Here is a 26790-nt window from a genome sequence, read left to right on the forward strand (position 1 = left end):
CCCCGGCCGGTCGCCCACCACCCGCCCCGGTCGGCCGCCGCGACCCCGGAGCGCCCGGCTGCTCGCCGCGGCGGGCTCGGTCGCCGCGATCGCCGTACTCGCCGCCCTGCCCGCGTTCCTGCGGGCGTCCGCGGACCGGCCCGGCCCGGCCCCCCGGCCGGTCGCCGCCGACACCCCGGAGGCACTCCGCAGCGCCGCGCCGGGCGCCGGGGCCCCCGCCGGGCCGCTCGCCGATCCCGGGCGCGTGCGGGACTGCCTGACCGCCGCCGGCGCCGCCGACCCGGACGCGCCGCTGCTCGCCACCCGGCCGTATCCGGTGCAGGGTGAGCCCGGGGTGCTGCTCGTCCTCGGCACCCCCGAGCCCGGCCGGCTGCGGCTGCTCGTCGTCCCGCCGGACTGCGGCCCGGGCAACGGCCGGGTGCTCCTGGAGGGCCGCGCTCCGTGACCGTTGCGGGACCGATCGGCCGGGCTCCGGTTCGCGCCCGGAGCACCGGGAATGCCCCTGTCTAGGATCTCGTTCGAGAGAACAGACAGCTACGACGCGGGGCAGACCCCCGCGGGCCCCGTCATCGCGCAGCCCGCACGGGCAGCGCCAGGAGGGATCGGTACCGGTGAGCACCCATGACACCGTGCACAACCTGATCATCATCGGCTCCGGCCCGGCCGGCTACACCGCCGCGGTGTACGCCGCACGGGCCCAGCTGGCACCGCTCGTCTTCGAGGGCAGCCAGTTCGGCGGGGCGCTGATGACCACCACCGAGGTCGAGAACTACCCCGGCTTCACCGACGGCATCATGGGCCCCGAGCTCATGGAGCAGATGCGCGGCCAGGCCAAGCGCTTCGGCGCCGACCTGCGCGCGCAGGACGTCGACGAGGTCTCCCTCGAGGGCGAGATCAAGGAGGTCCGGGTCGGGAAGGAGACCTTCCGCGCCCGGGCCGTGATCCTCGCGATGGGTGCCGCGCCGCGCTACCTGCACGTCCCCGGTGAGCAGGAGCTGCTCGGCCGCGGCGTCAGCTCCTGCGCGACCTGCGACGGCTTCTTCTTCCGCGACCAGCACATCGCCGTGATCGGTGGTGGCGACTCCGCGATGGAGGAGGCCACCTTCCTCAGCCGGTTCGCCGAGACCGTCACCGTCGTGCACCGGCGCGACGAGTTCCGGGCCTCGAAGATCATGCTCGAGCGCGCCCGGAACGACCCGAAGATGCGCTGGCGCACCAACACCGAGGTCACCGAGGTCACCGGCGACGGCTCGGTGAAGCAGCTGCAGCTGCGCGACACGGTGACCGGCGAGACCGACACGCTCGACGTGACCGGCATGTTCGTCGCGATCGGGCACGACCCGCGCAGCCAGCTGGTCCGCGGCCAGGTCCCGCTCGACGACGAGGGCTACGTGAAGGTGCTCGACCGCAGCACCTACACCGACCTGCCCGGCGTCTTCGCCTGTGGCGACCTGGTGGACCACACCTACCGGCAGGCCGTCACCGCGGCCGGGTCCGGCTGCTCGGCCGCCATCGACGCCGAGCGCTGGCTGGCCGGGCACCCGATCTCGCCCGAGCTGGCCTGCGGCGGCTACGGCGACGCGCCCGCCGAGGAGGTCGCCCGGGCCGCGCACTGACGCCCCGGCACGACCACCCCACCCACCACCCGACCCGTTCCGACCGAAGGAGAAACCCATGGCCAACACGATCGACGTCACCACCGGTTCGTTCGACCAGGACGTCCTCAAGAGCGACAAGGCCGTCCTGGTCGACTTCTGGGCCACCTGGTGCGGCCCGTGCAAGATGGTCGCCCCGGTGCTCGACGAGATCGCCGGTGAGCACGCCGAGAAGCTCACCGTCGCGAAGCTCGACATCGACGCCAACCCGGAGGTCGCCCGCGACTACCAGGTGATGTCGGTGCCGACGATGATCCTGTTCAGCGGCGGCAAGCCGGTGAAGCAGATCGTGGGGGCGAAGCCGAAGGCCGCCCTGCTGGCGGATCTCTCCGACCACATCTGACGATCACTCGCGCGCGTCTAGCGCATCGAGATCACGCTGCGTGTCCCGGTTGATCACAACCGGGACACGCGCGTGTACGCCCCGCTGCACTACCCCGCGGCCCGGGCAGGGCACAATGGTCGTCGGCCGTCGCCCGGTTCGACCGGGTGCGACCAACCGACAACGGGGCGCCACACGGCGCCATCGACTGCGAGCGAGGGGTGCATGCAGCTGCTCCGGCGCGGGGACTTCGGTCCTGCTGTTCTCGAGGTCCGGGTGACGCTGCAGCAGCTCGGTCTGCTGCCCGAACTGCCGGCGGACTCCGCGTCCCGGCATCAGTTCGACGACGCCATGGACCACGCCGTCCGGGTCTTCCAGCAGAGGCGTGGCCTGATCACCGACGGCATCGTCGGCCCGGACACCGCCCGCGCGCTGCGCGAGGCCGGGTGGACGCTGGGCGACCGGATGCTGTCGTTCACCCTCTCCACCCCGACCACCGGTGACGACGTCGCGATGCTGCAGGAGCGGCTGCTCGAGCTGGGGTACAACTCCGGCCGCCCGAGCGGTCTGTTCGACCAGCAGACCGAGCAGGCCCTGATGCGCTTCCAGCGCGACTACGGCATGGTCCCGGACGGCGTCTGCGGGCCGGAGACGCTGCGCGCGCTGCGCCAGCTCGGCCGCAAGGTGACCGGCGGTCGTCCGCACCTGCTGCGCGAGCAGGAGCTGCTGCGCCGGGCCGGGCCCCGGATGCGCGGCAAGCGGATCGTGATCGATCCGGGGCACGGCGGGAACGACCGCGGCGTCGAGGTCGCCGGCGTCACCGAGGCCGACCTGATGTGGGACCTGGCGCACCGGCTGGTCGGACGGATGTCCGCGACCGGCATGGAGGCGCTGCTGTCCCGGCCGGAGAGCGGGAACCCGCCGGACGCCGATCGCGCCGAGTTCGCGAACGAGGTCGGCGCCGATCTCGTCGTGTCGTTGCACACCGACGCGAGCTTCAGCCCGAACGCCCAGGGGCTGGCGACCTACTACTTCGGCAACGGCTCCGGCACCACGTCGAACGTGGGGGAGGCGCTCGCCGGGCTGATCCAGCGCGAGCTGCTCACCCGGACGTCGATGCTCGACTGCCGGAGCCAGACCTGCACCTGGGAGCTCGTCCGGCGGACCCGGATGCCGGCCGTCCGGATCGAGACGGGCTACCTGACCCACCTGGGGGACCGGCGCAAGCTGCTCGATCCCGGCTTCCGGGACGTGGTGGCCGAGGGCATCCTCGTCGCGGTGAAGCGGCTCTACCTGCTCGGCCAGGACGACCAGCCGACCGGGACGTTCACCTTCAACGACGTGCTGGCCCGCGAGTACGGCAGGGACCAGATCAGGGCCGTTTAGGCCCATTCCGACGTTTCCCGGCCCCGCACACCGGGGCCGCCCCGGAAGTCGATCAGCGGCGATCTCAGGAAGCCCTGAGATCGCCGCTGACGTGTGTTCAGGCCCCGTTCGACGCCTGGCAGCGGCCGGCCCGAACGGGGGTCTTCGTCGCGACCGGCGCCGGGGCCTGCATCGGGATCGTCACCGTGTTGAACAGCTGTTCGAGAGCGGCCTCGACATCGGACTTCCATTCGATTCCGGAACGGAGCTCCATCCGCAGTCGCGGCCACCTGTGGTGCGGGCGGACGGTCTTGAACCCGACCGACCGGAGGAAGTCCGCCGGCACGACACAGTCGGCCTCGGTCCCGGGACGGGCGTCACCGAACGCCTCGACGGCGCGGACGCCGCGGCGTACCAGCTCCTTCACGACGGCCTGTGCGAGCGCGCGGCCCAGCCCCTCCCCGGAGAACTCCGGCAGCACCTGCATCGTCGTGAGCAGCACCGCATCGGCGCTGACCGGGCCGGTCGGCATCTCGGTGGCCCGGGGGACCGAGGCGGGCGGGGCGAACAGCACGTACCCGGCGGGGGCGCCGCCGACGTAGACGACCCGGCCGCAGGATCCCCACTCGAGCAGGACCTCGGACAGCCAGGCTTCCTTCTCCAGATCGGTGGTGCCGTAACCGTCGGCCTGTTCGGCCAGCTTCGGAGACAGTTCCCAGTAGACACAATTCCGGCAGCGCTTGGGCAGATCACCCAGATTGTCCAGATTGAGCGCGGCCACATGCCAGGACACGGATCGAACCTCCGGCTGTCGTCGTCGCGCGGGACTCGCGCACATCCGCGGAACGATCGGCCCCGGAGATCGTCCCCCGAACCGGCGCAACAGCCCCCGTCGCTGTATCCGGTCCCCGCAATGGACCCGGCGATCCGCCTGCCCCGAGGGTAAGCGGAATTCGGCGCCACCGTCACCCCGGAAAGGCCCACCGGTCCCTCCGTGACGACGAAGGGCAAGCCGATCACCCGTCGTGGTTACACTCGGCCGACCATTCATCTCGTCGAAGGGGAGCACCCCGATGGCCTCGCCCGATCGTCCGCAGCAGCCCGACGCCCGCCGCACCGCGGCAGCGGCGGCGGCCGCAGCGGCAGGGGAGGGCGTCGTGCCGGCCCCGCTCCCGGACGGGTCCGCGGCGCCGGCGCTGCTGCCCCCCACCGAGCGCTTCGCGGCGCGTACGGCCGGGATGACGGCGTCGGAGATCCGGGCGCTGTTCGCCGTCGCGAGCCGGCCGGAGGTGGTGTCGCTGGCCGGCGGCATGCCGAACCTCGCGGCGCTGCCGCTGCAGTCGCTCGCCTCCGAGGTCGCCGAGCTGGTCGACGTCGACGGGATGACCGCGCTGCAGTACGGCTCCGCGCAGGGCGTGCCGCAGCTGCGTGAGCAGATCTGCGAGGTCATGCGCGAGGAGGGGATCGAGGGCGACCCGAACGACGTCGTGGTGACGGTCGGCTCGCAGATGGCGCTCGACCTGCTCACCCGGATCTTCGTCGACCCGGGCGACGTCGTGCTGGCCGAGGGACCGTCCTACGTCGGCGCGCTGGGCAGCTTCGCCGCCTACCAGGCCCGCGTCGTGCACGTCGCGATGGACGAGCACGGGCTCGTCCCCGCGCTCCTGCACGAGGCGCTGGAGTCGTTGTCCCGGAAGGGCATCACCCCGAAGTTCCTGTACACGATCCCGAACTTCCACAATCCGGCCGGCGTGACGCTCGCCCACGAGCGGCGCCCGCAGATCCTGGATCTGTGCCGCCGCTACGGCGTCATGGTCATCGAGGACAACCCGTACGGGATGCTCGGCTTCACCGGCGAGGTGCATCCCGCGCTGCGGTCGTTCGACCCGGACGTGATCTACCTCGGGTCGTTCTCGAAGACGTTCGCGTCCGGCCTGCGGGTCGGCTGGGCGCTAGTCCCGCCGCTGGTCCGCGACCGGCTCGTGCTGGCCGCGGAGTCGGCGACGCTGTGCCCGCCGAGCTTCACGCAGATGCTCGTCTCGCGGTACCTGTCGCATCACGACTGGCGCAGCCAGATCAAGACGTTCAGCGAGAACTACCGGGAACGGCGCGACGCGATGCTGGCCGCACTCGAGGCGCACCTGCCGGAGGGGTGCAGCTGGACGGTGCCGGACGGCGGGTTCTTCGTCTGGCTCACCGTGCCGGCCGGCGTGGACACGAAGGCGATGCTGCCGCGCGCGGTGACCGCACGGGTCGCGTACGCGTCCGGAACCGGCTTCTACGCCGACGGGTACGGCAGCCGGCAGCTGCGGTTGTCGTTCTGCTTCCCGACGCCCGAGCGGATCACCGAGGGGGTCCGCCGGCTGGCGGCCGTCCTGGAGGCGGAGCTCGACGTGGTGCGCACGTTCGGCACGCCGGACCGGCCGGAGCTCAAGCGGGGCTCGGACAATCCGGCGCCCGACACGACCTGACCGTGTTTCACGTGAAACGCCCCGGACCGGAAGGTCCGGGGCGTTCCCGTCTCCGGGGCATGGAGCAGAATGCCCGGGTGAGCGATCGAACGGTGGCCGTGCTGGCCGGAGGTCTGTCCCACGAGCGCGAGGTGTCGCTGCGGTCCGGCCGCCGGCTCGCCGGCGCGCTCCGTGCGAACGGCGTGGACGTGCGGGAGTGGGACGTCGACGGCGCGCTCCTCGGCCGGTTGAACGACGAGCGCCCGGACGTCGTCGCGGTCGCACTGCACGGCGGCGAGGGGGAGAACGGGGCCGTCCAGCAGATCCTGGAGCTCCTGCACATCCCGTTCGTGGGCACGCCGTCGGGAGCCTGCCGGCGCGCCTGGGACAAGCCGAGCGTGAAGGCGGAGCTGGTCCGCGCCGGGCTGACGACGCCGGACTGGGTGGCACTGCCGCACTCCACGTTCCGGGAGCTCGGCGCGCAGGGAGTGCTGAGCGCGATCGTCGAACGGCTGGGCCTCCCGCTGGTGCTCAAGCCGGACCAGGGGGGATCGGCGCTGGGCGTCCAGGTGGTGCGTGACGCCGCCGAACTCCCGGCCGCGATGGTGAGCTCGTTCGCCTACGCCGACACGGTGCTCGCCGAGCGGTTCGTGAGCGGGACCGAGGTCGCGGTGTCGGTCGTGCACGACGGCGCCGAGCCGCGTGCGCTGCCCGCCGTCGAGGTCGAGGTGCCGTCCGGCTTCTACGACTACACCTGCCGCTACACGCCGGGGGCGGCGAGCTTCCACTGCCCGGCCCGGCTCCCGGACGATGTCCTGGCCACGCTGGCGGAGACCGCGCTCGCCGCACACCGCCTGCTCGGCATGCGGGACCTCTCGCGCACCGACGCGATCGTCGACGACGAGGGGCGCGTGCACGTGCTGGAGATGAACGTGTCGCCCGGCCTGACCGACACCTCGCTGCTCCCGACCGCGGTCACCGCCGCCGGTTCGGACCTGGCGACCGTGTACCAGGCGTTGGTGGAACGGGCGGCCTCCCGCCCGGGCTGAGATGTTCCACGTGAAACCGGTGGATGTGGGCGCGCCGGTTTCACGTGAAACCCGCGCGGCGTCCGAGCTGGCGCGGGCGACCGGACTCCGGGCCGCGCTGCGATCCCTCGGGCAAGGGCCAGGGCCAGGGAGCAGCGGCTGGTCCGGACGTCGATCCGGCATCCACCGGCGCCCGGGGAGCCAGGGGAGCGCGCCTCCGGCGGTTCTCGGGTGCGCCGGGCCGGGCCGCGACCCGTCCCTTGCCGCCGAGTTCGCGGCGGGCCGGACCGCACGCCGGCCGGCGCGGTGGGTCGGCGCGGATCCGGCCGGTGCGCAGGCAACCGGGAATCGCGCCCGTGACCGCGGCTCGCAGCACCGACCCGAGCTGAGTCCGGAGCCACGCGGAGGCGGGGCCGCGCGTGGGTGGCCCGGCGCGGCACCGGAATCGGCGCTCGCGGGCGGGATCGGGGAAGGGCAGGCCAGAGCCCCGGGCGTGCCGAGGCGGAGCCCCGCGCCGAGGCGGTGCCCCGGGTGCTGGGGCGGAACCTCGGGTGCCGGGGCGGAGCCCGACCCACCGGAGTGGAGCCCGACCACCGCGGAGGAGCCGGACGCTCCGGGGGACGGGATCCCGGGCACGCCGGCTGCGGAGCGCAGGGAGCTCAGCTGCCGACTCCCGCGCTCCGAGGTGCGGTCGGCGCACACGAGAGCAGGGCCGAACGCGTCAGCGCGGAAGCCGGACACGCCGGAGCGGGGTCCAGCGCTCCGAGGCAGAGCCAGGCACGCGAGAGCTGAGGCCGAGCACACCGGCGCAGAGCCCGCACACTCCGAGACAGAGCCCGGGCAGGCCGACGCGGACCCGAGCCTGCCCGCCGCACCCCGCACGCTCCGAGACAGAGTCCGGGCACCCGAGCGCGGAACCCGCGCACTCGGTGGCGGAGCACCGGTACGCCAGCGCGGACCCCCAGCACGCCCGTAGGAACCCCACGCACTCCGAGACAGAGCCCGGTACGCCAGCACGGAGCCCCAGCACGCCAGCACCGACCCACGCACTCCGCGGCAGAGTCCGAGCACGCCGACGCAGAGCCCCGCCACGCCGGCGCGGCCCCCGAGCACGCCGGTGCGGACCCCGGACACTCCAGGGCAACCGCCGACCCTCCGGAGCGGAGACCCAACACCCCGAGGGTCGCCAGGACACCCATCCCGCGCAGCCGCGGCGACCGTCGTCCCGCCCACCGGGTGCTCGCCCCGGGCCGCTGAGCAGACGAGGCCCGGCCCGCTCCGCGAACGCACTCCGGCCGAAGCACCGATGCCCGGGCCGGCGCGCACCGGTCCGGGCTGAGCAGACACGACCCGGGGGAGGGGAACGCCGGGGTGCCTCGGGAACAGCAACGGCGTGGCGCCGGCCCCCGAGCGCTGTACCCCGACTCGCCTCGGCCCACACCCCCGCAGCCCGTCGCTGTTCGGGCCGACCGTGTCACCGCGCACCGCCAGGCGGCCGGCAGCTGCCGACCCGGACCGTGCCGCCGACGGAACCCGCGCCCCACCCGCGCGGAACAGCGGCTCAGTCCGCCCCTGGCCACGCCCGGCACCCTGCCGGGGTGATCGTGCGGCGACCCCGGCGCCGGCCGCCCAGCGGCCGATCTGGGGCGCCCTCAGATCCCGGCTGCCGGGCGAACCAGGGGAGGGGTCAGCCCTGGTCGCGCAGCCCCATCATGCCGGTGATCCGCTCGAGGTCCTCCACCGAACCGAACTCGACGACGATCCGGCCCTTCCGCTGACCCATCTCCACCTTGACCCGGGTGTCGAAGGTGTCGGAGAGCCGGTCCGCCATGTCGGTGAACTCGGGCCGCTGCACCCCCTGCTTGCGGGTCCGCGGCTCGCGCGCCGGGCCGTCCTGCCGGGCGAGCACGACGGCCTCCTCGGTCGCTCGGACCGACATGCCCTCCGCGACGATCCTCGTCGCGAGCTCCTCCTGCCGGCCGGCGTCCTCCAGGCCGAGGAGTGCCCGGGCGTGCCCGGCGGACAGAACGCCCGCGGCGACCCGACGCTGCACGGTCACCGGGAGCTTGAGCAGCCGGATCATGTTCGTGACGACCGGGCGGCTGCGGCCGAGCCGGTCGGCGAGCTCGCCGTGGGTGACCCCGAACTCGGCGAGGAGCTGCTCGTAGGCGGCCGCCTCCTCGAGCGGGTTGAGCTGGACGCGGTGGATGTTCTCCAGCAGCGCGTCGCGGAGCATGACGTCGTCGCCGGTGTGCCGGACGATCGCGGGCAGCGTGTCCAGGCCGGCCCGCTGGGCGGCCCGCCAGCGGCGCTCGCCCATGATCAGCTCGAAGTCGCGGCCGGCACGGCGCACCACGATCGGCTGGAGGAGCCCGAACTCGCGGATCGAGTGCTCCAGCTCGGCGAGCTGCTCCTCGTCGAACTGGGTCCGCGGCTGCTTCGGGTTCGGGACGATCCGCTTCAGCGGGATCTCCCGGTACTCGGCACCGCCGTCGACGACCGAGGTCTCCGCGTCGGTGCCGTCCCGGCGCGCGGACCGGTCCGGCCGGTGCAGCGGGGCGCCGGCGGCGCTCGCGGGGCCCGGGCCGTCCTCGGCCGGTGCGGTGGGGATCAGCGCGGCGAGGCCGCGCCCGAGGCCACCCTTGCGTTCGGCCATCTCAGCGCCCGCCCGCACGGTAGGCGCCGGAGGCCCCGTGCTCGGCGATCTCGCGGGCGGCGTCGACGTAGCTCATCGCGCCGCGCGAGCCGGGGTCGTACTCGAGCACGGTCTGGCTGTAACCGGGTGCCTCGGAGACCTTCACGCTGCGCGGGATGACCGTGCGCAGCGCCGTCGGACCGAAGTGCTGGCGGACCTCGGAGGTGACCTGGTCGGCCAGCTTCGTCCGCCCGTCGTACATGGTCAGCAGGATCGTCGAGACGTGCAGCGCGGTGTTGAGGTGCGACCGGACCAGGTCGATGTTGCTGAGCAGCTGGCCGAGCCCCTCCAGCGCGTAGTACTCGCACTGGATCGGGATGAGCACCTCGGAGGCGGCGACGAGCGCGTTCACCGTCAGCAGGCCGAGCGAGGGCGGGCAGTCGATCAGCACGTAGTCGACGTCCAGCTTGTCCAGGTGCTCGTCGGCGAGCGCCTGGGACAGCCGCGACTCCCGGGCCACCATGCTGACCAGCTCGATCTCGGCGCCGGCCAGGTCGATGGTCGCCGGCACGCAGAGCAGGTTGGGTGACGCGGTGCTGGTGACCGCGGCCTCCTCGAGCGGGATCTCGCCGAGCATGAGCTCGTAGACCGAGGGCGTCCCGGTCCGGTGCTCGACACCCAGCGCGGTACTCGCGTTGCCCTGCGGGTCGAGGTCGATCACCAGCACGCGGATCCCGTGCATCGCCAGTGCGGCGGCCAGGTTCACGGTGCTGGTCGTCTTGCCGACGCCGCCCTTCTGGTTGGCGACGGTCAGGACACGGCGTTCGGCCGGCCGGGGCATGCTGTGCCGATCCGGATGCAGCACGCGGGCGGCACGTTCGGCCTCGTCCGCGATGGGGGTCCAACCGAGACTCACGCGCGGCCCTCTCTCCGTCGATTCCCCTGGTGATGTTTCACGTGGAACAGCCGAGGACGGTGTCCTGCTCATCATCGCCGTTGTTTCCTCCGGTTGCGGCGGGGCGCGCCGATACGCGGAATCTCGACCACCGTGGTCAGCGGATCGACGACGCCGGCACCGCACTCGTGGATCCGGGCGTCGCCGCCCCCGAGGAGCCGGACCGCGTCCACATCGCGCGCGATCTCCTCCGGAGCGGAGGCACCCTTCAGCACCAGCATCGCACCACCGGTCCGCAACAGCGGGAGGCACAGCCCCGCGAGCCGGGCGAGTGGCCCGACCGCTCGGGCGGTGACCACATCGGCGCCCTCCCATCGTCGCAGAACGGAAGGCTCCTCGGCACGCCCCCGTTCGACGGCGATGTCGAGACCGAGGTCCGAGACCACCTCGTCCAGCCAGTCGACCCGGCGGGCGAGCGGCTCGACGAGCACGATCCGCAGGTCCGGGCGGGCCAGCGCCAACGGTATCCCGGGCAACCCGGCGCCGGAGCCGACATCGACCACTTTCGCGTCCGGCGGTACCACCTCTGCGAGCACCGCGCAGTTGAGGACGTGCCGGTCCCACAACCGCTCCCGCTCGCGCGGCCCGATCAGCCCGCGCTCGATCCCGGACGTCGCCAGGTGCTCGACGTAGCGGACCGCCGAGGGCAGTCGCTCGCCGAACACCGACGCGGCGACGTCCGGGGTCGGCACCCCGTCGGCACTCACTTCGTGTGGACGACGACCTGCCGGCGCGGCTCCTCGCCCTCGCTCTCGCTGATGACGCCCTTCACCGTCGCGACCGCGTCGTGCACGACCTTGCGCTCGAACGGCGTCATCGGACGGAGCCGGACCGACTGCCCGGACTGCTTGACCTCGCGCGCGGTCTCCAGACCCAGGTCGGTCAGCTCGTCGCGGCGGCGCTTGCGCCAGCCCGCCACGTCGAGCATCAGCCGGCTGCGGCTGCCGAGCTGCTGCTGCACCGCGAGCCGCGCGAGCTCCTGCAGGCTCTCCAGCACCGCACCCTTGTCACCGACCAGCTTCTCCAGGTCGGTGTCGCCCTCGGCGCCCTCGATGCTGACGATGGCGCGGCCGCCGTCGACGTCGAGATCGATGTCGCCGTCGTAGTCCAGGATGTCGAGCAGACGCTCCAGGTAGTCACCTGCGACGTCGCCCTCCTGGATCAGCAGCTCGTCACCGGACGGCTTGTCCTGGACGCCGCCGTCCTGAGCAGTGGTGGACACGGGATCTCCTCTCGCTGGGGTGGGCAGGTGCGCGGCGCCGGGCCCGCGCGGCGGTGGGGTCCGCCGGGGCCGCGGGGCGCCGCGGGTCGGTCAGCGGCGCTTGCCGCGCTTGGACTTCGTTCCCTGGCGGCGCTGCACGGGCTTCGCCCCCGGCTTCTTGCCGCCGGAACCGTTGCCGTTCTTCGCGACGCCGTTCGTGCCCGCACCGTTGCCCGAGCCGTTCGCGCCGGAGCCGTTCGGTGTGGAGCCGTTCGGCGACCCGCCCTCGGCGGAGGCACCGTCCGAGCCCTGCGCGGAATCGGCCTCCAGCGGCTCGTCGGCGATCCGGCGGACGTCCTGCGCGGTGCCCTTCCCGTCCTTGCGGACCGGCTTCTGCCCCGGACGCGGCGCGAGCGCCTTGGCGGACTCGGTCGCCTTCTGCTCCTTCTCCGCCTCCTCGGCGTCGATCCGCTTGTAGACGACCCACTGCTGGCCGAGCGTCCACAGGTTGTTCGCGACCCAGTAGAAGAGGACGGCGAGCGGCAGGAACGGCGCACCGACGACGACGCCGATCGGGAACACGTAGAGCATCAGCTTCTGCATGATCTCGGCCTGCGGGTTCGCCGCCGCGGTGCCGGCCGCGATCTGCGCCTGCTGGCGGGCGACCGAGTGCCGGGCGGTGACGTGCGTGAAGATGCCGGCCATGATCATCAGCGGGACCATGACGATCCACTGCGAGACCAGGTTCCCGCCCAGGTCGGCGACCGACGAGGTGTTCTGCAGCGGCCAGATCGCGGCGCCGAGCTTGGAGCCGAAGAAGTCGGAGTCGACGAACGACGCGTTCTCCGCGGCGTTGAACACGTAGTTCTCGGTCTTGCCCGGCTTGAACTCGCGCAGCACGTGGAACAGACCGATGAAGACCGGGATCTGCACCAGGATCGGCAGACAACCCATGATCGGGTTGGCGCCGTTCTGCTGCTGGAGCTTCTGCATCTCCGTGGCGAGCTTCTGCCGGTCGTTGGCGTACTTCTTCCGGAGCTTCTGCATCTCCGGCGCCATCTCCTGCATCTTGCGCATGGAGCGGACCTGGCTGACGAACGGCTTGTAGAGGATCAGCCGCAGGGTGAAGACGAGGAACACCACCGACAACGCCCAGGCGACACCGCTGTCGTCGCCCAGCACGAAGCCGAACACCTTGTGCCAGACCCACATGATGAAGCTGACGGGGTAGTAGATGAAGTCCAGCACGGGTGTGTTGCTCCTCGGGGTCTCGGGTCGGGCACGCTGTGCGGCGGGCCGCGCCGTCTGGAGGCCTTCGGTTCAGGACGGGTCGGTGGACGCCTGGCCGGGTTCCCGGCCGGTCCGCGGTGTTCCGCGAGGTCGCCGGGGTGGCACGGGGTCCCACCCGCCAGGGTGCCACGGCCCGCAGCGCAGCAGTCGCCACGCGGTGAGCCCGAGGCCCCGGACGAGCCCGTGGGTGCCGAGCGCCTCGACGGCGTAGGCACTGCAGCTGGGGTGGAAGCGGCAGCTGGGCAGCAGGTTCGGCGAGATCCAGACCTGGTACCAGCGGACCATCGCCATCGCCACCCGGGCACCGAGCCCCGCGGGGGGTGCCGGCGGGTCGCCGCCGTCGGGGCAGCCGGGACCGCGGGCGGCGGCTTCGCGCTCCTCGCTCACCACGTCCTCCTCGGCTACGGCAGCGCCGTCGGCGCAGCGGCGGGCTTCCGGGCGTCCGGCTGTGCGGACCTCGGCCGGCGCGGACGGCTCGCCGACCGCAGCGCGGAGTCCAGGTCCGCGCCGAGCTCGGCGGACGTGGCGGTGCCGGCCGGCGGCAACGCCCGTACGACGAGTGCCGCACCGGCCGGGAGCGTGTCCAGCCGGTCCGCCACCAGGTGCCGCAGACGACGGGTCACCCGGTGCCGGACGACCGCGTTGCCGACCGCCTTGCTCACGACGAAACCCGCCCGCGGCGAAGCGTGCTCGGGCACGCCGCCGGGGCGGGTCGGGTCGAGATGCACCACCAGCCTCGACCGCCCGGCACGTCGGCCGTTCCGGATCGTCGAGGCGAAGTCTGGCCGGCGGGTGAGCCGGGCGTGTGCCGGCAACACGGCGCTGGCCGGTCGGGGTGCCGGCCGTCAGGCCGAGACGTTGGTGCGCCCCTTGCGGCGGCGCGCGGCGAGAATCGCGCGGCCGGCACGGGTGCGCATGCGCAGCCGGAAACCGTGCGTCTTGGCCCGGCGGCGGTTGTTCGGCTGGAAAGTACGCTTGCTCACGGTCGGCTCTCCTGGTCGGCGGCTCGCAGGCGCCCTGCGACGCCGATGATCTCTACGGTCACTGGCACTGGTTCGTGGGCCACCGGCCGCCACGCTGCCCGCGTGCGAACGGGTGCGCGCTGGACGTACGTCATGCACGTCCTGACCAGTGTCCGAGTGTCAAGGGTACGCAGCGCGTTTCGAGGGGGTCAAACCGCCCCCGGACCGGCCGCCCCCGGGGCACCGGGGCGGGCCCCGGCTGCTAGCGTCCCCTTTCCCGCTGCTCCGTGGCGGGCGTAACGATCGTCCGCACCAGGACCGAGCCCACTGACGACCCGTCCGGCGGCCCCGCCGCGAGCCGGGCGGAGCGTGCTGCGTACCTTTACGCACAAGTGTGGACAACTCTGGGGATACATCTGCCCGCAGGTGCAGCGGACGCGTCCGAGCGAGTGAGGGCAGGTTGGTCCGGGGGGAGCAGCCGCGGACGGCGGCCGAGCGGGAAGGGGAACCGCGGATGACCGACCAGCCGGGCGATCTCGGCCGGGTCTGGAACCGGGTCATCGCCGACCTGTCGGGTTCCTCGGCGGAATCCGGCGCCCCCGCCCTGTCCCCCCAGCAGCGCGCGTTCCTCCGGCTCACCCGGCCGCTCGGACTGCTCGACGGCACCGCGCTGCTCGCCGCCCCCTCCGAGTTCGCCAAGGACGCCATCGAGCGGATCCTGCGCCGTCCGATCAGCGACGCGCTGGGCAGGCACCTCGGCGTCTCGGTCAACCTGGCCGTCGTCGTCGACGCCTCGGCGGCCTCCGGCGGCACCGAGGTCCCCGATCCGCCCGGGTTCGGTCTCGCGCGGAGCGGATCGGCGGGCGACAGCGCCCGGGACACCGGTGCCGTCGACCGGTCCGGCCCGCAGGCCGGGGAGCCGTCCCCGCGGACCGAGGAGCCGGACACCGGCACGGCCGTGGCGACCGAGCCCACCGCCGGCGAGGTGGCCGCCGAACCGGACCGGGGTCCCGCATACCCGGCCGATCCCGCCCCGGTGTCGCCCGGCGGCTGGGCCCCGCAGGCCACCCAGCCCGATCCGCCGGCCCGGGACACCGGCGGCACCGCGTGGCCCGCCTACACCGCGCCGCAGGCCGGTGACCCGGTCGCGCCGCGCTCGCAGACCCGGCTCAACGAGCGGTACACCTTCGACACGTTCGTCATCGGCGCGTCGAACAGGTTCAGCCACGCCGCCGCGGTCGCCGTCTCCGAGGCTCCGGCGCGGGCCTACAACCCGCTGTTCATCTGGGGCGAGTCCGGGCTGGGCAAGACCCACCTGCTGCACGCCGTCGGGCACTACGCCCAGCGGCTGTTCCCCGGGATGCGGGTCCGGTACGTCAGTACCGAGGAGTTCACCAACGACTTCATCAACTCCCTGCGCGACGACCGCAAGGTCGCCTTCCAGCGCCGCTACCGCGACGTCGACGTGCTGCTGGTCGACGACATCCAGTTCCTGGAGGGCAAGGAGGGGACGCAGGAGGAGTTCTTCCACACCTTCAACACCCTGCACAACGCGAACAAGCAGATCGTCGTCTCCTCCGACCGGCCGCCGAAGCGCCTCGAGACGCTCGAGGACCGGATGCGGACCCGCTTCGAGTGGGGGCTGATCACCGACATCCAGCCGCCCGAGCTGGAGACCCGGATCGCGATCCTCCGCAAGAAGGCCGCCCAGGACCGGCTCGCCGTGCCCGGCGAGGTGCTGGAGTTCATCGCCGAGCGGATCGAGCGCAACATCCGCGAGCTCGAGGGCGCGCTGATCCGGGTCACCGCCTTCGCGTCGCTGAACCGGCAGGCCGTCGACACCCAGCTCGCCGAGATCGTGCTGCGCGACCTCATCCCCGACTCCGCGGCCTCCGAGATCACCGCGCCGACGATCATGGCGGTGACCGCCGAGTTCTTCAGCGTGACGCTCGACGACCTCTCCGGGCCCGGCAAGACGAAGGCGCTCGCGCAGGCCCGGCAGATCGCGATGTACCTCTGCCGCGAGCTGACCGACCTGTCGCTGCCCCGGATCGGGCAGACCTTCGGCGGCCGGGACCACACGACCGTCATGCACGCCGACAAGAAGATCCGCAACGAGATCTCGCTCCGGCGGAAGACCTTCGAGCAGGTGCAGGAGCTGACCGCGCGGATCAAGCTGCGCGCCCGGCACTGACTCCGCGCCGGCCCCGCCTTCGCACCGGCGGCACCGGCGGGCACCGGCGTCGCACCTCTACTCATGGCGTCGCGATCGCGACTCATGGCGTCGCACCCGCGCGCCCGCGTCCGCGCCCGGCGCCGGGTCGGGTCGGAGCCGCACCCCGTCCGTCGCCGGGGGCACGACCCCGCGACCGGACCCCGCGACCGGACCCCGCGACCGGACCCCGCGACCGGGCTCTGCGACCGGACTCCGCGTCCGGACTCCGCGAGCCGCCCACGCCGGCCCCGAACCCCGCGGCCAGGCGGCGGGACCGAGGGCCGACGAGCCGCACCGGCCGAGTTGTCCACCGCCCGCCCCCACGATCCACAGCGCCGCGGACGCCGGGACCGCCGCGCGACCCCGGTCACCGGCCGCGCCGGGACCGATTCCGTCGCACCCACACGGTTACCAGCCCTCAGACGGCCGCTGAGGCCCGTTCCCGGCCGTCCCGGGATGATCAGGTACCCCGGCGACGGCCCGCTCCGGCGCCCGGAGCCGGCACACCCTGATCCCGATCGGGTCCGGCGTGCCGACACCGGCGTGTCGCTCCCACGACTTCCGCTCGCCGTCCGGTAATGGGCGCTGGGCGCACGGCCACCCGAGCAGGTGATCATCCGCGCCGACCGGGTCGTCACCCTCCGTCGACCGGTTTGTGGCGCATGAGGCGAATGTGGGTTCAGAGCGCAACGTCAGGGTGCCGCTCGCCCTGCGGTCTCCATCACCCTGGGTCCACGATCCACCACGTTTCCACCCACATCTGGGGACAACTCTGTGGATGGACCGCGCCGGGCCCGTGGACGGATGCCCCACGATCCGTGGACAACTCCCCCCGGAACCCGGGATGGATCGGGGACGGATGGGTGGACGGGCCGTCCGTCCACCGCCGCGGGAAGCTGTCAACGGGTGCCCCCACCGTCACGTCCCCAGTCGACGCGGCCTGCTGACCAGCGCCGATGAGGTCCATCCACACTGTGCACAGCCCTTACTACTACGTCTGTTTTTCTCTCCTTCTTCTCTACTACTCAAGAAGAGGCGTGTGGAGCGACCCGGACGGGGTCCCTCCACGGGCACACCCGGTCGCCGCCCGTCCGGCCGGTGACCGCCGGGGCGGCGTGGAAACTGTCGGTGGGAGGCTCTACCGTGAGCGTCCCGGCGAACCCCGGGTCCCGATCCCGCAGCAGCCGCCCGGTGGCGGCACGGCACCACCGCAGCGGGGGAGGGCACCGGTTCGCCGTCGCACCGCCGTCCCGCCGGCGGTCCGGGCCCGGCGACGGGCAGCGGGCCGAGGCGCTACCGGGGAAGGTTCTCGATGAAGTTCCGGGTCGAACGCGACGTCCTAGCGGACGCGGCTGCCTGGGTGGCGCGCAGCCTTCCGGCGCGCCCGCCGGTGCCCGTGCTCGGCGGAGTCCTCATCCAGTCCGACGGCGAGGCCGCCGAACGGCTCACGGTCTCCGGCTTCGACTACGAGACCTCGGCCCGGGTGGAGCTCGACGCCACGGTCGGCGAGCCGGGTCGCATGCTGGTGTCCGGGCGGCTGCTGGCCGACATCACCCGGGCGCTGCCGTCCAAGCCGGTCGACCTGGTGGTCGACGGGGCGCGGGCCACGATCAACTGCGGCAACAGCCGGTTCAGCCTCCCGACGATGCCGGTCGAGGACTACCCGCAGCTGCCCGAGATGCCGCAGCGGGCCGGTTCGGTCGCCGCCGACGCGCTCGCCGCGGCGGTCGCCCAGGTCGCCGTCGCGTCCGGCCGGGACGACACGCTGCCGATGCTGACCGGCGTCCGGCTGGAGATCGAGGGATCCCAGCTGACGCTGGCCGCGACCGACCGGTTCCGGCTGGCCGTGCGCGAGCTCGAGTGGGTCCCGGAGGACGCGTCGATCTCGACCGCCGTGCTCATCCCGGCGAAGACACTCGCCGAGGTCGCCAAGACGCTCGCCGGCTCGGGCACCGTCGAGATCGCGCTGTCCGCCGGCGACGGCATGCTCGGCCTGACCGGCGGCGGCCGGCGGTCCACCAGCCGCCTGCTCGACGCCGAGTTCCCCCGGTTCCGCCAGCTGATCCCGGCCGAGCACACCACCGCCGTCGAGCTGGACGTGGCGCTGCTGGTCGAGGCGATCAAGCGGGTCTCGCTGGTCGCCGACCGGGTCGCCCAGATCCGGCTCGAGTTCGGCGAGGACGGTCTGCGGCTGGCCGCCGGCGGCGACGACGTCGGATCGGCCGAGGAGGAGCTCCCCTGCGCGCTGGACGGGAATCCGCTGACCATCGCGTTCAACCCGGGCTACCTGCTCGACTCGCTCGGCGCGCTGCACACCGACCGCGCGCAGCTGACCTTCACCACGCCGAACCGGCCGGCGCTGGTCCGGCCGGTGCCGAAACCCGCGACCGACGACGCCGAGGACGCACCGTCCCCGGAGAAGTCCGGGTACCTGCACCTGCTGATGCCGGTCCGGCTCCCCGGCTGAGCCCGCGCACCGCAGGCACCACCTCCCCCGCCCGCCGGCCGGCGGGGCGGAACGGGAAGACTCGGCCCCGGCGTGATCGACGCCGCCCGCCGGCTCCACGACGCGACCGGTGGCACGGACGGAGGAGCTCACTGTGCAGATCGGTCTGATCGGACTCGGCCGCATGGGCGGCAACATGCGGGAACGGCTGCGCGCCGCCGGCCACGAGGTGATCGGGTTCGATCCCCGGCCCGAGGTCAGCGACGTCGCCTCGCTGCCCGATCTGGCGGCCGCGCTCGACGCACCGCGCACGGTGTGGGTGATGGTCCCGTCCGGCGAGCCCACCCGGAACACGATCGCCACCCTGGCCACCGTGCTGGGCTCCGGTGACCTGGTCATCGAGGGCGGCAACTCCCGCTACACCGACGACCGGCCGAACGCCGCGCTGCTCGCCGAGCACGGCATCGGCTACGTCGACTGTGGCGTCTCCGGCGGGATCTGGGGCAAGGACAACGGCTACGGCCTGATGGCGGGCGGCGAGGACGAGCACATCGCCCGCGCCATGCCGGTCTTCGACGCCCTCCGGCCGGAGGGTGCACGCGAGGAGGGCTTCGCGCACGCCGGCCCGGTCGGCGCAGGCCACTTCTCCAAGATGGTGCACAACGGCATCGAGTACGGCCTGATGCAGGCCTACGCCGAGGGCTTCGAGCTCATGCAGGCCAGCGAGCTGATCACCGACGTGCCCGGCGTCATCCAGGCCTGGTCGCGCGGCACGGTGGTCCGCTCCTGGCTGCTCGACCTGCTGGTCGCCGCGCTGAAGGACGATCCCGACCTGGACGGTCTCGAGGCGTGGGTCGACGACTCCGGCGAGGGCCGGTGGACCATCGAGGAGGCCATCGACCACGCCGTGCCGCTGCCGGTGATCTCCGCCGCGCTGTTCGCCCGGTTCTCATCCCGGCAGGACGAGTCCCCGGCGATGAAGGCGGTGGCCGCGCTGCGCCAGCAGTTCGGCGGGCACGCCGTGAAGCGCTCCGGCCCGGCCGGTGCACCCGGTGACAAGGCGGGTCCGGCGTCCGCGGCGGGAGGCTGACCGCTCGGTGTACCTCAGGCGGTTCTCGGTCACCGACTTCCGGTCCTGGCCGGAGGCCGAGCTGGAGCTCGACCCCGGCGTCACGGTGCTGGTCGGGTCGAACGGCGCGGGCAAGACGAACCTGGTGGAGGGCGTCGGGTACCTCGCCTCGCTCGGCTCGCACCGGGTCACCTCCGACGTCCCGCTGATCCGGCGCGGTGCCGAGCAGGCGGTCGTCCGCGGCGAGGTGCACCATCACGGCCGCATGCTCGGCGTCGAACTGGAGATCAACTCCGGGAAGCAGAACCGGGCCAGGGTGAACCGTTCCCCGGTCTCCCGGCCGCGGGACGTCCTCGGGATCCTGCGCAGCGTGCTGTTCGCGCCGGAGGACCTGGCGCTGGTCCGCGGCGACCCCTCGGAACGACGCCGGTTCCTCGACGAGCTGCTGGTCGCCCGCTTCCCCCGGTACGCCGGCGTCCGCTCGGACTACGACAAGGTGCTCCGCCAGCGGTCCGCCCTGCTCAAGTCGGCGAAGCCGGCGCTGCGGGCCGGGCCGCGGGGGAGGTCGCGGCCGCGCGCCGAGGCGCCCCCGGCCGACGACCTGCCCGACGACCTGACCACCCTCGAGGTGTGGGACGGGCACCTCGCCCGCACCGGCGCCGCGCTGCTCGCCGGCCGCCGTGAGCTGGTCGTCGCACTCGCGCCGTACGCCAGGGAGGCCTTCGCGCAGGTCGCCCCGTCGTCGGACCCGATCGGGCTGGACTACCGGTCCAGTCTCGGCACGGACGGGGTGGCGGACCTGCCGTCGTCGGCCGGGGACCTGGAGGCTCTGCTGCTCGCCCGGCTCGCCGACGTCCGCCGGCAGGAGATCGAGCGCGGGGTGTGCCTGGTCGGCCCGCACCGCGACGAGCTGGAGCTCGCGCTCGGCGAGGGCCCGGCGAAGGGGTACGCCAGCCACGGCGAGTCGTGGGCCTTCGCGCTGGCGTTGCGGCTGGCGTCCTACCGGCTGCTGCACGCCGACGACGTCGAGCCGGTGCTCGTGCTCGACGACGTGTTCGCCGAGCTCGACGCCACCCGCAGGCGGGCCCTGGCCGGGCTGGTCTCCGGGGCCGAGCAGGTGCTGGTGACGGCCGCCGTCGCCGAGGACGTGCCGCGCGAGCTGGACGGCGCCCGGTTCCACGTCGGGGACCGGCGGGTCGTCCGCGAACCGGACGGGGGAGCGGCATGACCGTTGCAGCGACTCCCTGTCGCAGATATCTCGACCGCATCACGGCGACCTGGGGACAAGCCTGTGGATTCTGTGGATAACTCCGGAGCGGCGGGGAACGGGCGGCGCCGCGGCACCTCGAGCCCCCGGACACGGCGTCGTGACGGCGGGGCGAACGGTCCGCGTCTTGGGGATGGACGCCCCGGCGAAGATCCGGCCGCCGATCACGGCCCGGTCACGGGCGGCGGGGTGCCCGGCGAGCAGGGTGATCTCCTGGCGGGGGAGCGGGCCGGTCTGCGCGGCGCCGATCTCGCCAGGGACGCACTGCGTGCCGCCCGGGAGGCGACCGCGCGCAGGGCGGACGAGCGGGCCGAGGAGGCCCGGCCGAAGCTGCGGGTGGTGTCCGGGAAGGGCAGGCGCCGGCGCTGGTCCGGCTCCGGGCCGGACGACCGGGACCCGCAGCCGTTCGGCCGGGTGGTGTCCCGGGTGTCGATGGACCGGGGCTGGTCGTCCCGGCTGACCGACGCCACCGTCCTCGGCCGCTGGCCGCAGCTGGTCGGCCCGGACGTCGCCGACCACTGCATCCCGGTGTCGCTGCGCGACGGCGAGCTGACCCTGCAGGCCGAGTCGACCGCGTGGGCCACCCAGCTGCGGACGCTGCAGCGCCAGCTGCTGACCCGGCTGTCCGCGGCGGTCGGCCCGGACGTGGTGCGCCGGATCCGGGTGGTCGGCCCGAGCGGGCCGAGCTGGCGGCACGGGCCGCGGCACGTGCGGGGCCGCGGCCCCCGCGACACCTACGGCTGACCGCGGCCCGCCCGGCCGCCGCCGGAACCGTCACGGGCAGCCACGAACGGTCCGGCCGGGCCGCCGGCCGCCACCGGACGGGGCACCGGCCGGACGCGCCGGTGACCGGGCGTCGGCGCCGGACGGCCGGCGGCGCCGGAAACGTTCCGTGCGTATGACGGCCCCGTGACCGGCACGAGGGTGCGGATCGGGTCAGGAGTCGGACCGACCGGGCCGGGCCGCTCACGTCGCCGGTGAGCGCGAGATGACACGGCCGCGGCACCGTTCGACCCCGGGTCGGCACGGAACATCCCGCAGCGGAAGCCGTTCGCCCGTCTGTGACGGTTCTAGGCGGGTCCTGACCGCCTTTCTGTCGGTGCCGCCGGGTAGACTTGTGGGGTGTTCCCGGGTGGCTCCCCTGACATGAACAGAGCGCCCGGTCGGTGGAACCGGATCGACGGTCGTCGCGCCCCTGCGGCGTCTGCGGATCGTCGGCGGTTCACGTGGCGAGGAGAACCAGCTACTCGTGGCTCAGGACAAGGCAGCGAAGAACGCCTACGGCGCGTCGTCCATCACGGTCCTCAAGGGGCTGGAGGCGGTCCGCAAGCGGCCCGGCATGTACATCGGCTCCACCGGTGAGCGGGGCCTGCACCACCTGATCTGGGAGGTGGTGGACAACTCGGTCGACGAGGCCATGGCCGGTCACGCCACGAAGGTCGTCGTGACCCTGCAGGCCGACGGCGGCGTCCGGGTGGAGGACGACGGGCGCGGCATCCCGGTCGAGATGCACCCGACCGAGAAGAAGCCGACCCTCGAGGTCGTCCTCACCAGCCTGCACGCCGGCGGCAAGTTCGACGACAAGTCCTACGCGGTGTCCGGCGGTCTGCACGGCGTCGGCGTGTCGGTGGTGAACGCGCTGTCCACCGCCCTCGACGTCGAGGTCCGCAAGGACGGCGTGATCTGGAAGCAGCACTACGACCACGCCCGGCCCGGCGAGCTGATCGAGGCCGGCACCACGAAGAAGTCCGACACCGGCACCACGATCACCTACTGGGCCGATCCGACGATCTTCGAGACGACCAGCTACACGCTGGAGACGATCCGGCGCCGGCTGCAGGAGCAGACGTTCCTCAACAAGGGCCTGACCATGGTCCTGCGCGACGAGCGCCGGCCGGAGAAGGCCGCCGAGCTGCTGCCGTCGAGCGACGGGGTGGACGAGGACGGCAACCCGGCCGAGGTCGTGCCGGTCGTCGACGCCGACGAGGAGCCGGACGCCGAGGGCTACGTCGCGAAGCCCAAGGAGTACGTCTTCCACTACCCGAACGGGCTGGAGGACTTCGTCGCGCACCTGAACAAGTCCAAGGACCCGATCCACCGCAAGATCGTGTCCTACACCGGCGAGGGTCCCGGCCACCAGGTCGAGGTCGCGATGCAGTGGAACTCCGGCTACTCGGAGTCGGTCTACACCTTCGCGAACACGATCAACACGCACGAGGGCGGCACCCACGAGGAGGGCTTCCGGCACGCGCTGACGGCCACCGTGAACCGGTACGCCCGCGACAAGAAGCTGATCAAGGAGAAGGACCCGGCGCTGTCCGGCGACGACATCCGCGAGGGTCTCGCCGCGATCGTCTCGGTGAAGATCTCCGAGCCGCAGTTCGAGGGCCAGACGAAGACCAAGCTGGGCAACACCGAGGTCAAGTCGTTCGTCCAGCGGGTGTCGAACGAGTGGCTCGCGGACTGGTTCGAGCGCAACCCCACCGAGGCGAAGACGATCGTCAACAAGGCGGTCTCCTCGGCCCAGGCCCGGCTCGCCGCGCGGCGGGCCCGGGAGCTGGTCCGCCGCAAGAGCGCCGGCGACATCGGCGGCCTGCCGGGCAAGCTGTCCGACTGCCGCTCGCGCGACCCGGAGAGCTGCGAGCTCTACATCGTCGAGGGCGACTCCGCCGGCGGCTCGGCGAAGGCCGGCCGCGACTCGATGCACCAGGCGATCCTGCCGATCCGCGGCAAGATCATCAACGTCGAGAAGGCGCGGATCGACCGGGTCCTGAAGAACACCGAGGTCCAGTCGATCATCACGGCGATGGGCACCGGCATCCACGACGACTTCGACCTGGCGAAGCTGCGGTACCACAAGCTGGTGCTGATGGCCGACGCCGACGTCGACGGCCAGCACATCCGGACGCTGCTGCTCACGCTGCTGTTCCGGTTCATGCGGCCGCTGATCGAGAACGGCCACGTCTTCCTCGCCGCCCCGCCGCTCTACAAGATCAAGTGGGGTGGCCGCGGGTCGGAGCCGGAGTACGCGTACTCCGATCGCGAGCGCGACGGGCTGATCGAGGCCGGCCGGGCGGCGGGCAAGAAGCTGCCGAAGGACGAGGGCGTCCAGCGGTACAAGGGCCTCGGCGAGATGAACGCCAAGGAGCTGTGGGAGACCACGATGGACCCGTCGAACCGGCTGCTGTACCAGGTGAGCCTGGACGACGCCGCCACCGCGGACGAGCTGTTCTCGGTGCTGATGGGTGAGGACGTCGAGTCCCGCCGGTCGTTCATCACCCGCAACGCCAAGGACGTGCGCTTCCTCGACGTCTGATCGGACATCTGATCCAGACGGACGTATGAACTCACAGGAGACTTCGTGACGGACACGATCGATCCCGCGGCCCCGGCCGCGGGCGGCGGCGAGGGCGGCGGTGGCGGCCGGGTCGAACCGGTCGACATCCAGCAGGAGATGCAGCGCTCCTACATCGACTACGCGATGAGCGTGATCGTCGGGCGGGCGCTGCCGCTGGTGGAGGACGGCCTCAAGCCGGTCCACCGCCGCGTCCTGTACTCGATGGGCGAGAACGGCTTCCGGCCGGAACGGTCGTACGTCAAGTGCGCCCGCGTCGTCGGTGACGTGATGGGCAACTACCACCCGCACGGCGACTCGGCGATCTACGACGCCCTCGTCCGGATGGCCCAGCCCTGGTCGATGCGCTACCCGCTGATCTCCGGGCAGGGGAACTTCGGCTCGCGCGGCAACGACCCGGCGGCCGCCATGCGGTACACCGAGTGCCGGCTCTCGCCGCTGGCGATGGCGATGCTGCAGGACATCGACGAGGAAACCGTCGACTTCCTGGACAACTACGACGGCAAGACCCAGGAGCCGGTCGTCCTGCCGTCCCGGGTGCCGAACCTGCTGATCAACGGCAGCTCCGGCATCGCGGTCGGGATGGCGACGAACATCCCGCCGCACAACCTGCGCGAGGTCGGGGACGGCGTCGTCTGGGCGCTGGAGAACCCGAACGCCACCGACGACGAGCTGCTCGACGCGCTCATGGAGCGCATCAAGGGCCCCGACTTCCCGACGCACGGCCTGATCGTCGGGCGGGACGGCATCGAGTCGGCCTACCGGACCGGCCGCGGCTCCATCCGGATGCGCGCGGTCGTCGAGGTCGAGGAGGACACCAAGGGCCGGACCACGCTCGTGGTCACCGAGCTGCCCTACGTGGTGAACCCGGACAACCTCATCGAGTCGATCGCGACCATGGTGCGCGACGGCAAGATCGCCGGGATCTCCGAGGTCGTCGACGAGTCGTCCGACCGGATCGGCATGCGGATCGTGATCACGCTCAAGCGGGACGCGGTCGCCAAGGTCGTGCTGAACAACCTCTACAAGCACACCCAGCTGCAGCACAGCTTCGGCGTGAACATGCTGTCGATCGTCGACGGCGTGCCGCGCACGCTGCGCCTGGACCAGGTCGTCCGGCACTACGTCCGGCACCAGATCGAGGTCATCGTCCGGCGGACCCGCTACCGGCTGCGCAAGGCCGAGGAGCGGGCCCACATCCTGCGTGGTCTGGTCAAGGCGCTCGACGCGCTCGACGAGGTCATCGCACTGATCCGGGCGTCGGCCACGGTCGACGTCGCCCGGGCCGGCCTGATCGACCTGCTCGACGTCGACGAGATCCAGGCCCAGGCCATCCTCGACATGCAGCTCCGGCGGCTCGCCGCACTGGAGCGGCAGAAGATCATCGACGAGCTGGCCGAGATCGAGCTCGAGATCGCCGACTACCAGGACATCCTGGCCCGCCCGGAGCGTCAGCGGGCGATCGTCCGCGACGAGCTCCTGGAGATCGTCGAGAAGCACGGCGACGACCGCCGCACCCGGATCGTCGGCTACGACGGCGACGTCACCGACGAGGACCTGATCGCGGTCGAGGACGTCGTCGTCACGATCACCCGGACCGGCTACGCCAAGCGCACGAAGACCGACCTCTACCGGGCGCAGAAGCGCGGCGGCAAGGGCGTGCAGGGTGCCGCGCTGAAGCAGGACGACATCGTCGCCCACTTCTTCGTCTGCTCCACGCACGACTGGATGCTGTTCTTCACCAACCGCGGGCGGGTCTACCGGCTCAAGGCCTACGAGCTGCCCGAGGCGAACCGGACGGCCCGCGGCCAGCACCTGGCGAACCTCCTGGCACTGCAGCCGGAGGAGGAGATCGCCCAGGTCATGCAGATCAAGGACTACCAGGCACGGCCGTATCTCGTCCTCGCGACGCGAAACGGGCTGGTGAAGAAGTCGCGGCTCACCGACTTCGACTCCAACCGGACCGGCGGCCTGATCGGCATCAACCTGCGCGACGACGACGAGCTGGTCGGCGCCGTGCTCTGCTCCTCCGACGACGACCTGCTGCTCGTCTCCGCGGAGGGACAGTCGATCCGGTTCACCGCCACCGACGACGCGCTGCGCCCGATGGGCCGGGCGACGTCCGGCGTGCTGGGCATGCGCTTCAACAGCGGTGACCAGCTGCTCGCGCTCGGCGTGATCCGCCCGGACACCTTCCTGCTGGTCGCCACCACCGGCGGCTACGCGAAGCGCACCCCGATCGAGGACTACCCGGTCCAGGGTCGTGGCGGGAAGGGAGTGTTGACGCTCCAGTACGACCGTCGCCGTGGCACGCTGGTCGGTGCACTCATCGTCGGTATCGACGACGAGCTGTACGCGATCACCTCCACCGGCGGGGTCATCCGGACCTCTGCCCGCGAGGTGCGGAAGGCCGGCCGGCAGACGAAGGGAGTCCGCCTGATGAACCTGGGCGAGAGCTCCACGCTGCTGGCGGTCGCCCGCAACGCGGAGGAGACCGAGGAGGACCCGGGCCAGCAGGCGTAGGCGATCGCGGGTGGCCGGTCGGCGTGACCGGCCACCCGCGCCGTCGACCGGC

Annotated in this window: 21 protein-coding genes and 1 pseudogene; 13 read left to right on the forward strand and 9 right to left on the reverse strand. The window is 72.6% G+C overall.

Going from position 1 to position 26790, the window contains the following annotated elements:
- The 4 genes and pseudogenes from ABD160_RS17790 to ABD160_RS17805 all read left to right on the forward strand — a co-directional run.
- Positions 1-445 (forward strand): annotated as a pseudogene (locus ABD160_RS17790) (hypothetical protein); the annotation flags it as partial.
- A 166-nt stretch (positions 446-611) separates the two neighbouring features.
- Positions 612-1616, forward strand: a complete 1005-nt coding sequence (trxB, locus tag ABD160_RS17795) for a thioredoxin-disulfide reductase (protein WP_344023837.1) — start codon at positions 612-614, stop codon at positions 1614-1616.
- A gap of 58 nt (positions 1617-1674) precedes the next feature.
- The gene (gene trxA, locus ABD160_RS17800; protein WP_344023839.1) at positions 1675-1998 is read left to right on the forward strand and encodes a thioredoxin; all 324 of its coding nucleotides are present in this window, start codon (positions 1675-1677) and stop codon (positions 1996-1998) included.
- A gap of 204 nt (positions 1999-2202) precedes the next feature.
- Positions 2203-3363, forward strand: a complete 1161-nt coding sequence (locus ABD160_RS17805; RefSeq protein WP_344023840.1) for an N-acetylmuramoyl-L-alanine amidase — start codon at positions 2203-2205, stop codon at positions 3361-3363.
- Positions 3364-3460: 97 nt separating this feature from the next.
- Here ABD160_RS17805 and ABD160_RS17810 read toward each other — a convergent pair whose 3' ends face one another.
- Positions 3461-4135, reverse strand: coding sequence for a GNAT family N-acetyltransferase (locus tag ABD160_RS17810; protein WP_344023842.1), 675 nt, complete (start codon positions 4133-4135; stop codon positions 3461-3463).
- A gap of 280 nt (positions 4136-4415) precedes the next feature.
- On the opposite strand from ABD160_RS17810, the gene ABD160_RS17815 reads away from it, so the two are divergent.
- Positions 4416-5813 (forward strand): aminotransferase-like domain-containing protein, encoded by a 1398-nt coding sequence (locus tag ABD160_RS17815; RefSeq protein WP_344023844.1) that lies wholly within the window; start codon positions 4416-4418, stop codon positions 5811-5813.
- Positions 5814-5890: 77 nt separating this feature from the next.
- Complete coding sequence (locus ABD160_RS17820) at positions 5891-6841, forward strand: D-alanine--D-alanine ligase family protein (protein ID WP_344023846.1); 951 nt, start codon at positions 5891-5893, stop codon at positions 6839-6841.
- Positions 6842-8507: 1666 nt separating this feature from the next.
- On the opposite strand, the gene ABD160_RS17825 is transcribed toward ABD160_RS17820, so the two are convergent.
- From ABD160_RS17825 to rpmH, 8 genes are all read right to left on the reverse strand, one after another.
- Entirely contained in the window at positions 8508-9476 is a 969-nt protein-coding gene (locus ABD160_RS17825; protein ID WP_344023848.1) for a ParB/RepB/Spo0J family partition protein, read from the reverse strand.
- Position 9477: 1 nt separating this feature from the next.
- Positions 9478-10443 (reverse strand): ParA family protein, encoded by a 966-nt coding sequence (locus ABD160_RS17830; RefSeq protein ID WP_425563627.1) that lies wholly within the window; start codon positions 10441-10443, stop codon positions 9478-9480.
- Positions 10443-11102 carry a 16S rRNA (guanine(527)-N(7))-methyltransferase RsmG gene (rsmG, locus tag ABD160_RS17835; RefSeq protein WP_344023852.1) on the reverse strand — a complete coding sequence of 220 codons (660 nt, stop codon included), beginning with the start codon at positions 11100-11102 and terminating at the stop codon, positions 10443-10445. The genes ABD160_RS17830 and rsmG overlap by 1 nt, the downstream gene beginning before the upstream one ends.
- An 11-nt stretch (positions 11103-11113) precedes the next feature.
- The gene (locus ABD160_RS17840) at positions 11114-11632 is read right to left on the reverse strand and encodes a Jag family protein (protein WP_344023853.1); all 519 of its coding nucleotides are present in this window, start codon (positions 11630-11632) and stop codon (positions 11114-11116) included.
- Between the two features lie 90 nt (positions 11633-11722).
- The gene (gene yidC, locus ABD160_RS17845; RefSeq protein ID WP_344023855.1) at positions 11723-12859 is read right to left on the reverse strand and encodes a membrane protein insertase YidC; all 1137 of its coding nucleotides are present in this window, start codon (positions 12857-12859) and stop codon (positions 11723-11725) included.
- 72 nt (positions 12860-12931) lie between these two features.
- Entirely contained in the window at positions 12932-13288 is a 357-nt protein-coding gene (gene yidD, locus ABD160_RS17850; protein ID WP_425563628.1) for a membrane protein insertion efficiency factor YidD, read from the reverse strand.
- A 14-nt stretch (positions 13289-13302) separates the two neighbouring features.
- The gene (gene rnpA, locus ABD160_RS17855) at positions 13303-13719 is read right to left on the reverse strand and encodes a ribonuclease P protein component (protein ID WP_344023857.1); all 417 of its coding nucleotides are present in this window, start codon (positions 13717-13719) and stop codon (positions 13303-13305) included.
- 27 nt (positions 13720-13746) lie between these two features.
- On the reverse strand, positions 13747-13884 hold the full coding sequence (rpmH, locus tag ABD160_RS17860) for a 50S ribosomal protein L34 (RefSeq protein WP_085915072.1): 138 nt from the start codon (positions 13882-13884) through the stop codon (positions 13747-13749).
- 493 nt (positions 13885-14377) lie between these two features.
- Between rpmH and dnaA the strand changes: the two genes are divergently transcribed.
- The 7 genes from dnaA to gyrA all read left to right on the forward strand — a co-directional run bounded on the left by dnaA (position 14378) and on the right by gyrA (position 26738).
- The gene (gene dnaA / locus ABD160_RS17865) at positions 14378-16057 is read left to right on the forward strand and encodes a chromosomal replication initiator protein DnaA (RefSeq protein ID WP_344023861.1); all 1680 of its coding nucleotides are present in this window, start codon (positions 14378-14380) and stop codon (positions 16055-16057) included.
- A 1333-nt stretch (positions 16058-17390) separates the two neighbouring features.
- Positions 17391-18545 carry a DNA polymerase III subunit beta gene (gene dnaN / locus ABD160_RS17870; protein WP_344023863.1) on the forward strand — a complete coding sequence of 385 codons (1155 nt, stop codon included), beginning with the start codon at positions 17391-17393 and terminating at the stop codon, positions 18543-18545.
- A gap of 133 nt (positions 18546-18678) precedes the next feature.
- Positions 18679-19614 carry a phosphogluconate dehydrogenase (NAD(+)-dependent, decarboxylating) gene (gnd, locus tag ABD160_RS17875; RefSeq protein WP_344023865.1) on the forward strand — a complete coding sequence of 312 codons (936 nt, stop codon included), beginning with the start codon at positions 18679-18681 and terminating at the stop codon, positions 19612-19614.
- Positions 19615-19621: 7 nt separating this feature from the next.
- Positions 19622-20821 carry a DNA replication/repair protein RecF gene (gene recF, locus ABD160_RS17880; RefSeq protein ID WP_344023867.1) on the forward strand — a complete coding sequence of 400 codons (1200 nt, stop codon included), beginning with the start codon at positions 19622-19624 and terminating at the stop codon, positions 20819-20821.
- Positions 20822-21049: 228 nt separating this feature from the next.
- Positions 21050-21604 (forward strand): DciA family protein, encoded by a 555-nt coding sequence (locus ABD160_RS17885; protein ID WP_344023869.1) that lies wholly within the window; start codon positions 21050-21052, stop codon positions 21602-21604.
- 505 nt (positions 21605-22109) lie between these two features.
- Entirely contained in the window at positions 22110-24176 is a 2067-nt protein-coding gene (gyrB, locus tag ABD160_RS17890; RefSeq protein WP_344023871.1) for a DNA topoisomerase (ATP-hydrolyzing) subunit B, read from the forward strand.
- A 45-nt stretch (positions 24177-24221) separates the two neighbouring features.
- A complete protein-coding gene (gene gyrA / locus ABD160_RS17895; RefSeq protein WP_425563629.1) occupies positions 24222-26738 on the forward strand; it encodes a DNA gyrase subunit A in 2517 nt (838 codons plus the stop codon).
- The last annotated feature ends 52 nt before the right edge of the window (positions 26739-26790 follow it).

The organism is Pseudonocardia kongjuensis (assembly GCF_039526905.1).
GTDB lineage: Bacteria > Actinomycetota > Actinomycetes > Mycobacteriales > Pseudonocardiaceae > Pseudonocardia > Pseudonocardia kongjuensis.

Excerpts from the sequence above, each read along its gene's own strand:
- trxA (WP_344023839.1), top strand. The coding sequence starts at position 1,675 with ATGGCCAACACGATCGACGTCACCACCGGTTCGTTCGACCAGGACGTC.
- ABD160_RS17825 (WP_344023848.1), bottom strand. The coding sequence starts at position 9,476 with ATGGCCGAACGCAAGGGTGGCCTCGGGCGCGGCCTCGCCGCGCTGATC.
- ABD160_RS17830 (WP_425563627.1), bottom strand. The coding sequence starts at position 10,443 with ATGAGCAGGACACCGTCCTCGGCTGTTCCACGTGAAACATCACCAGGG.
- ABD160_RS17805 (WP_344023840.1), top strand. The coding sequence starts at position 2,203 with ATGCAGCTGCTCCGGCGCGGGGACTTCGGTCCTGCTGTTCTCGAGGTC.
- dnaN (WP_344023863.1), top strand. The coding sequence starts at position 17,391 with ATGAAGTTCCGGGTCGAACGCGACGTCCTAGCGGACGCGGCTGCCTGG.
- dnaA (WP_344023861.1), top strand. The coding sequence starts at position 14,378 with ATGACCGACCAGCCGGGCGATCTCGGCCGGGTCTGGAACCGGGTCATC.
- ABD160_RS17815 (WP_344023844.1), top strand. The coding sequence starts at position 4,416 with ATGGCCTCGCCCGATCGTCCGCAGCAGCCCGACGCCCGCCGCACCGCG.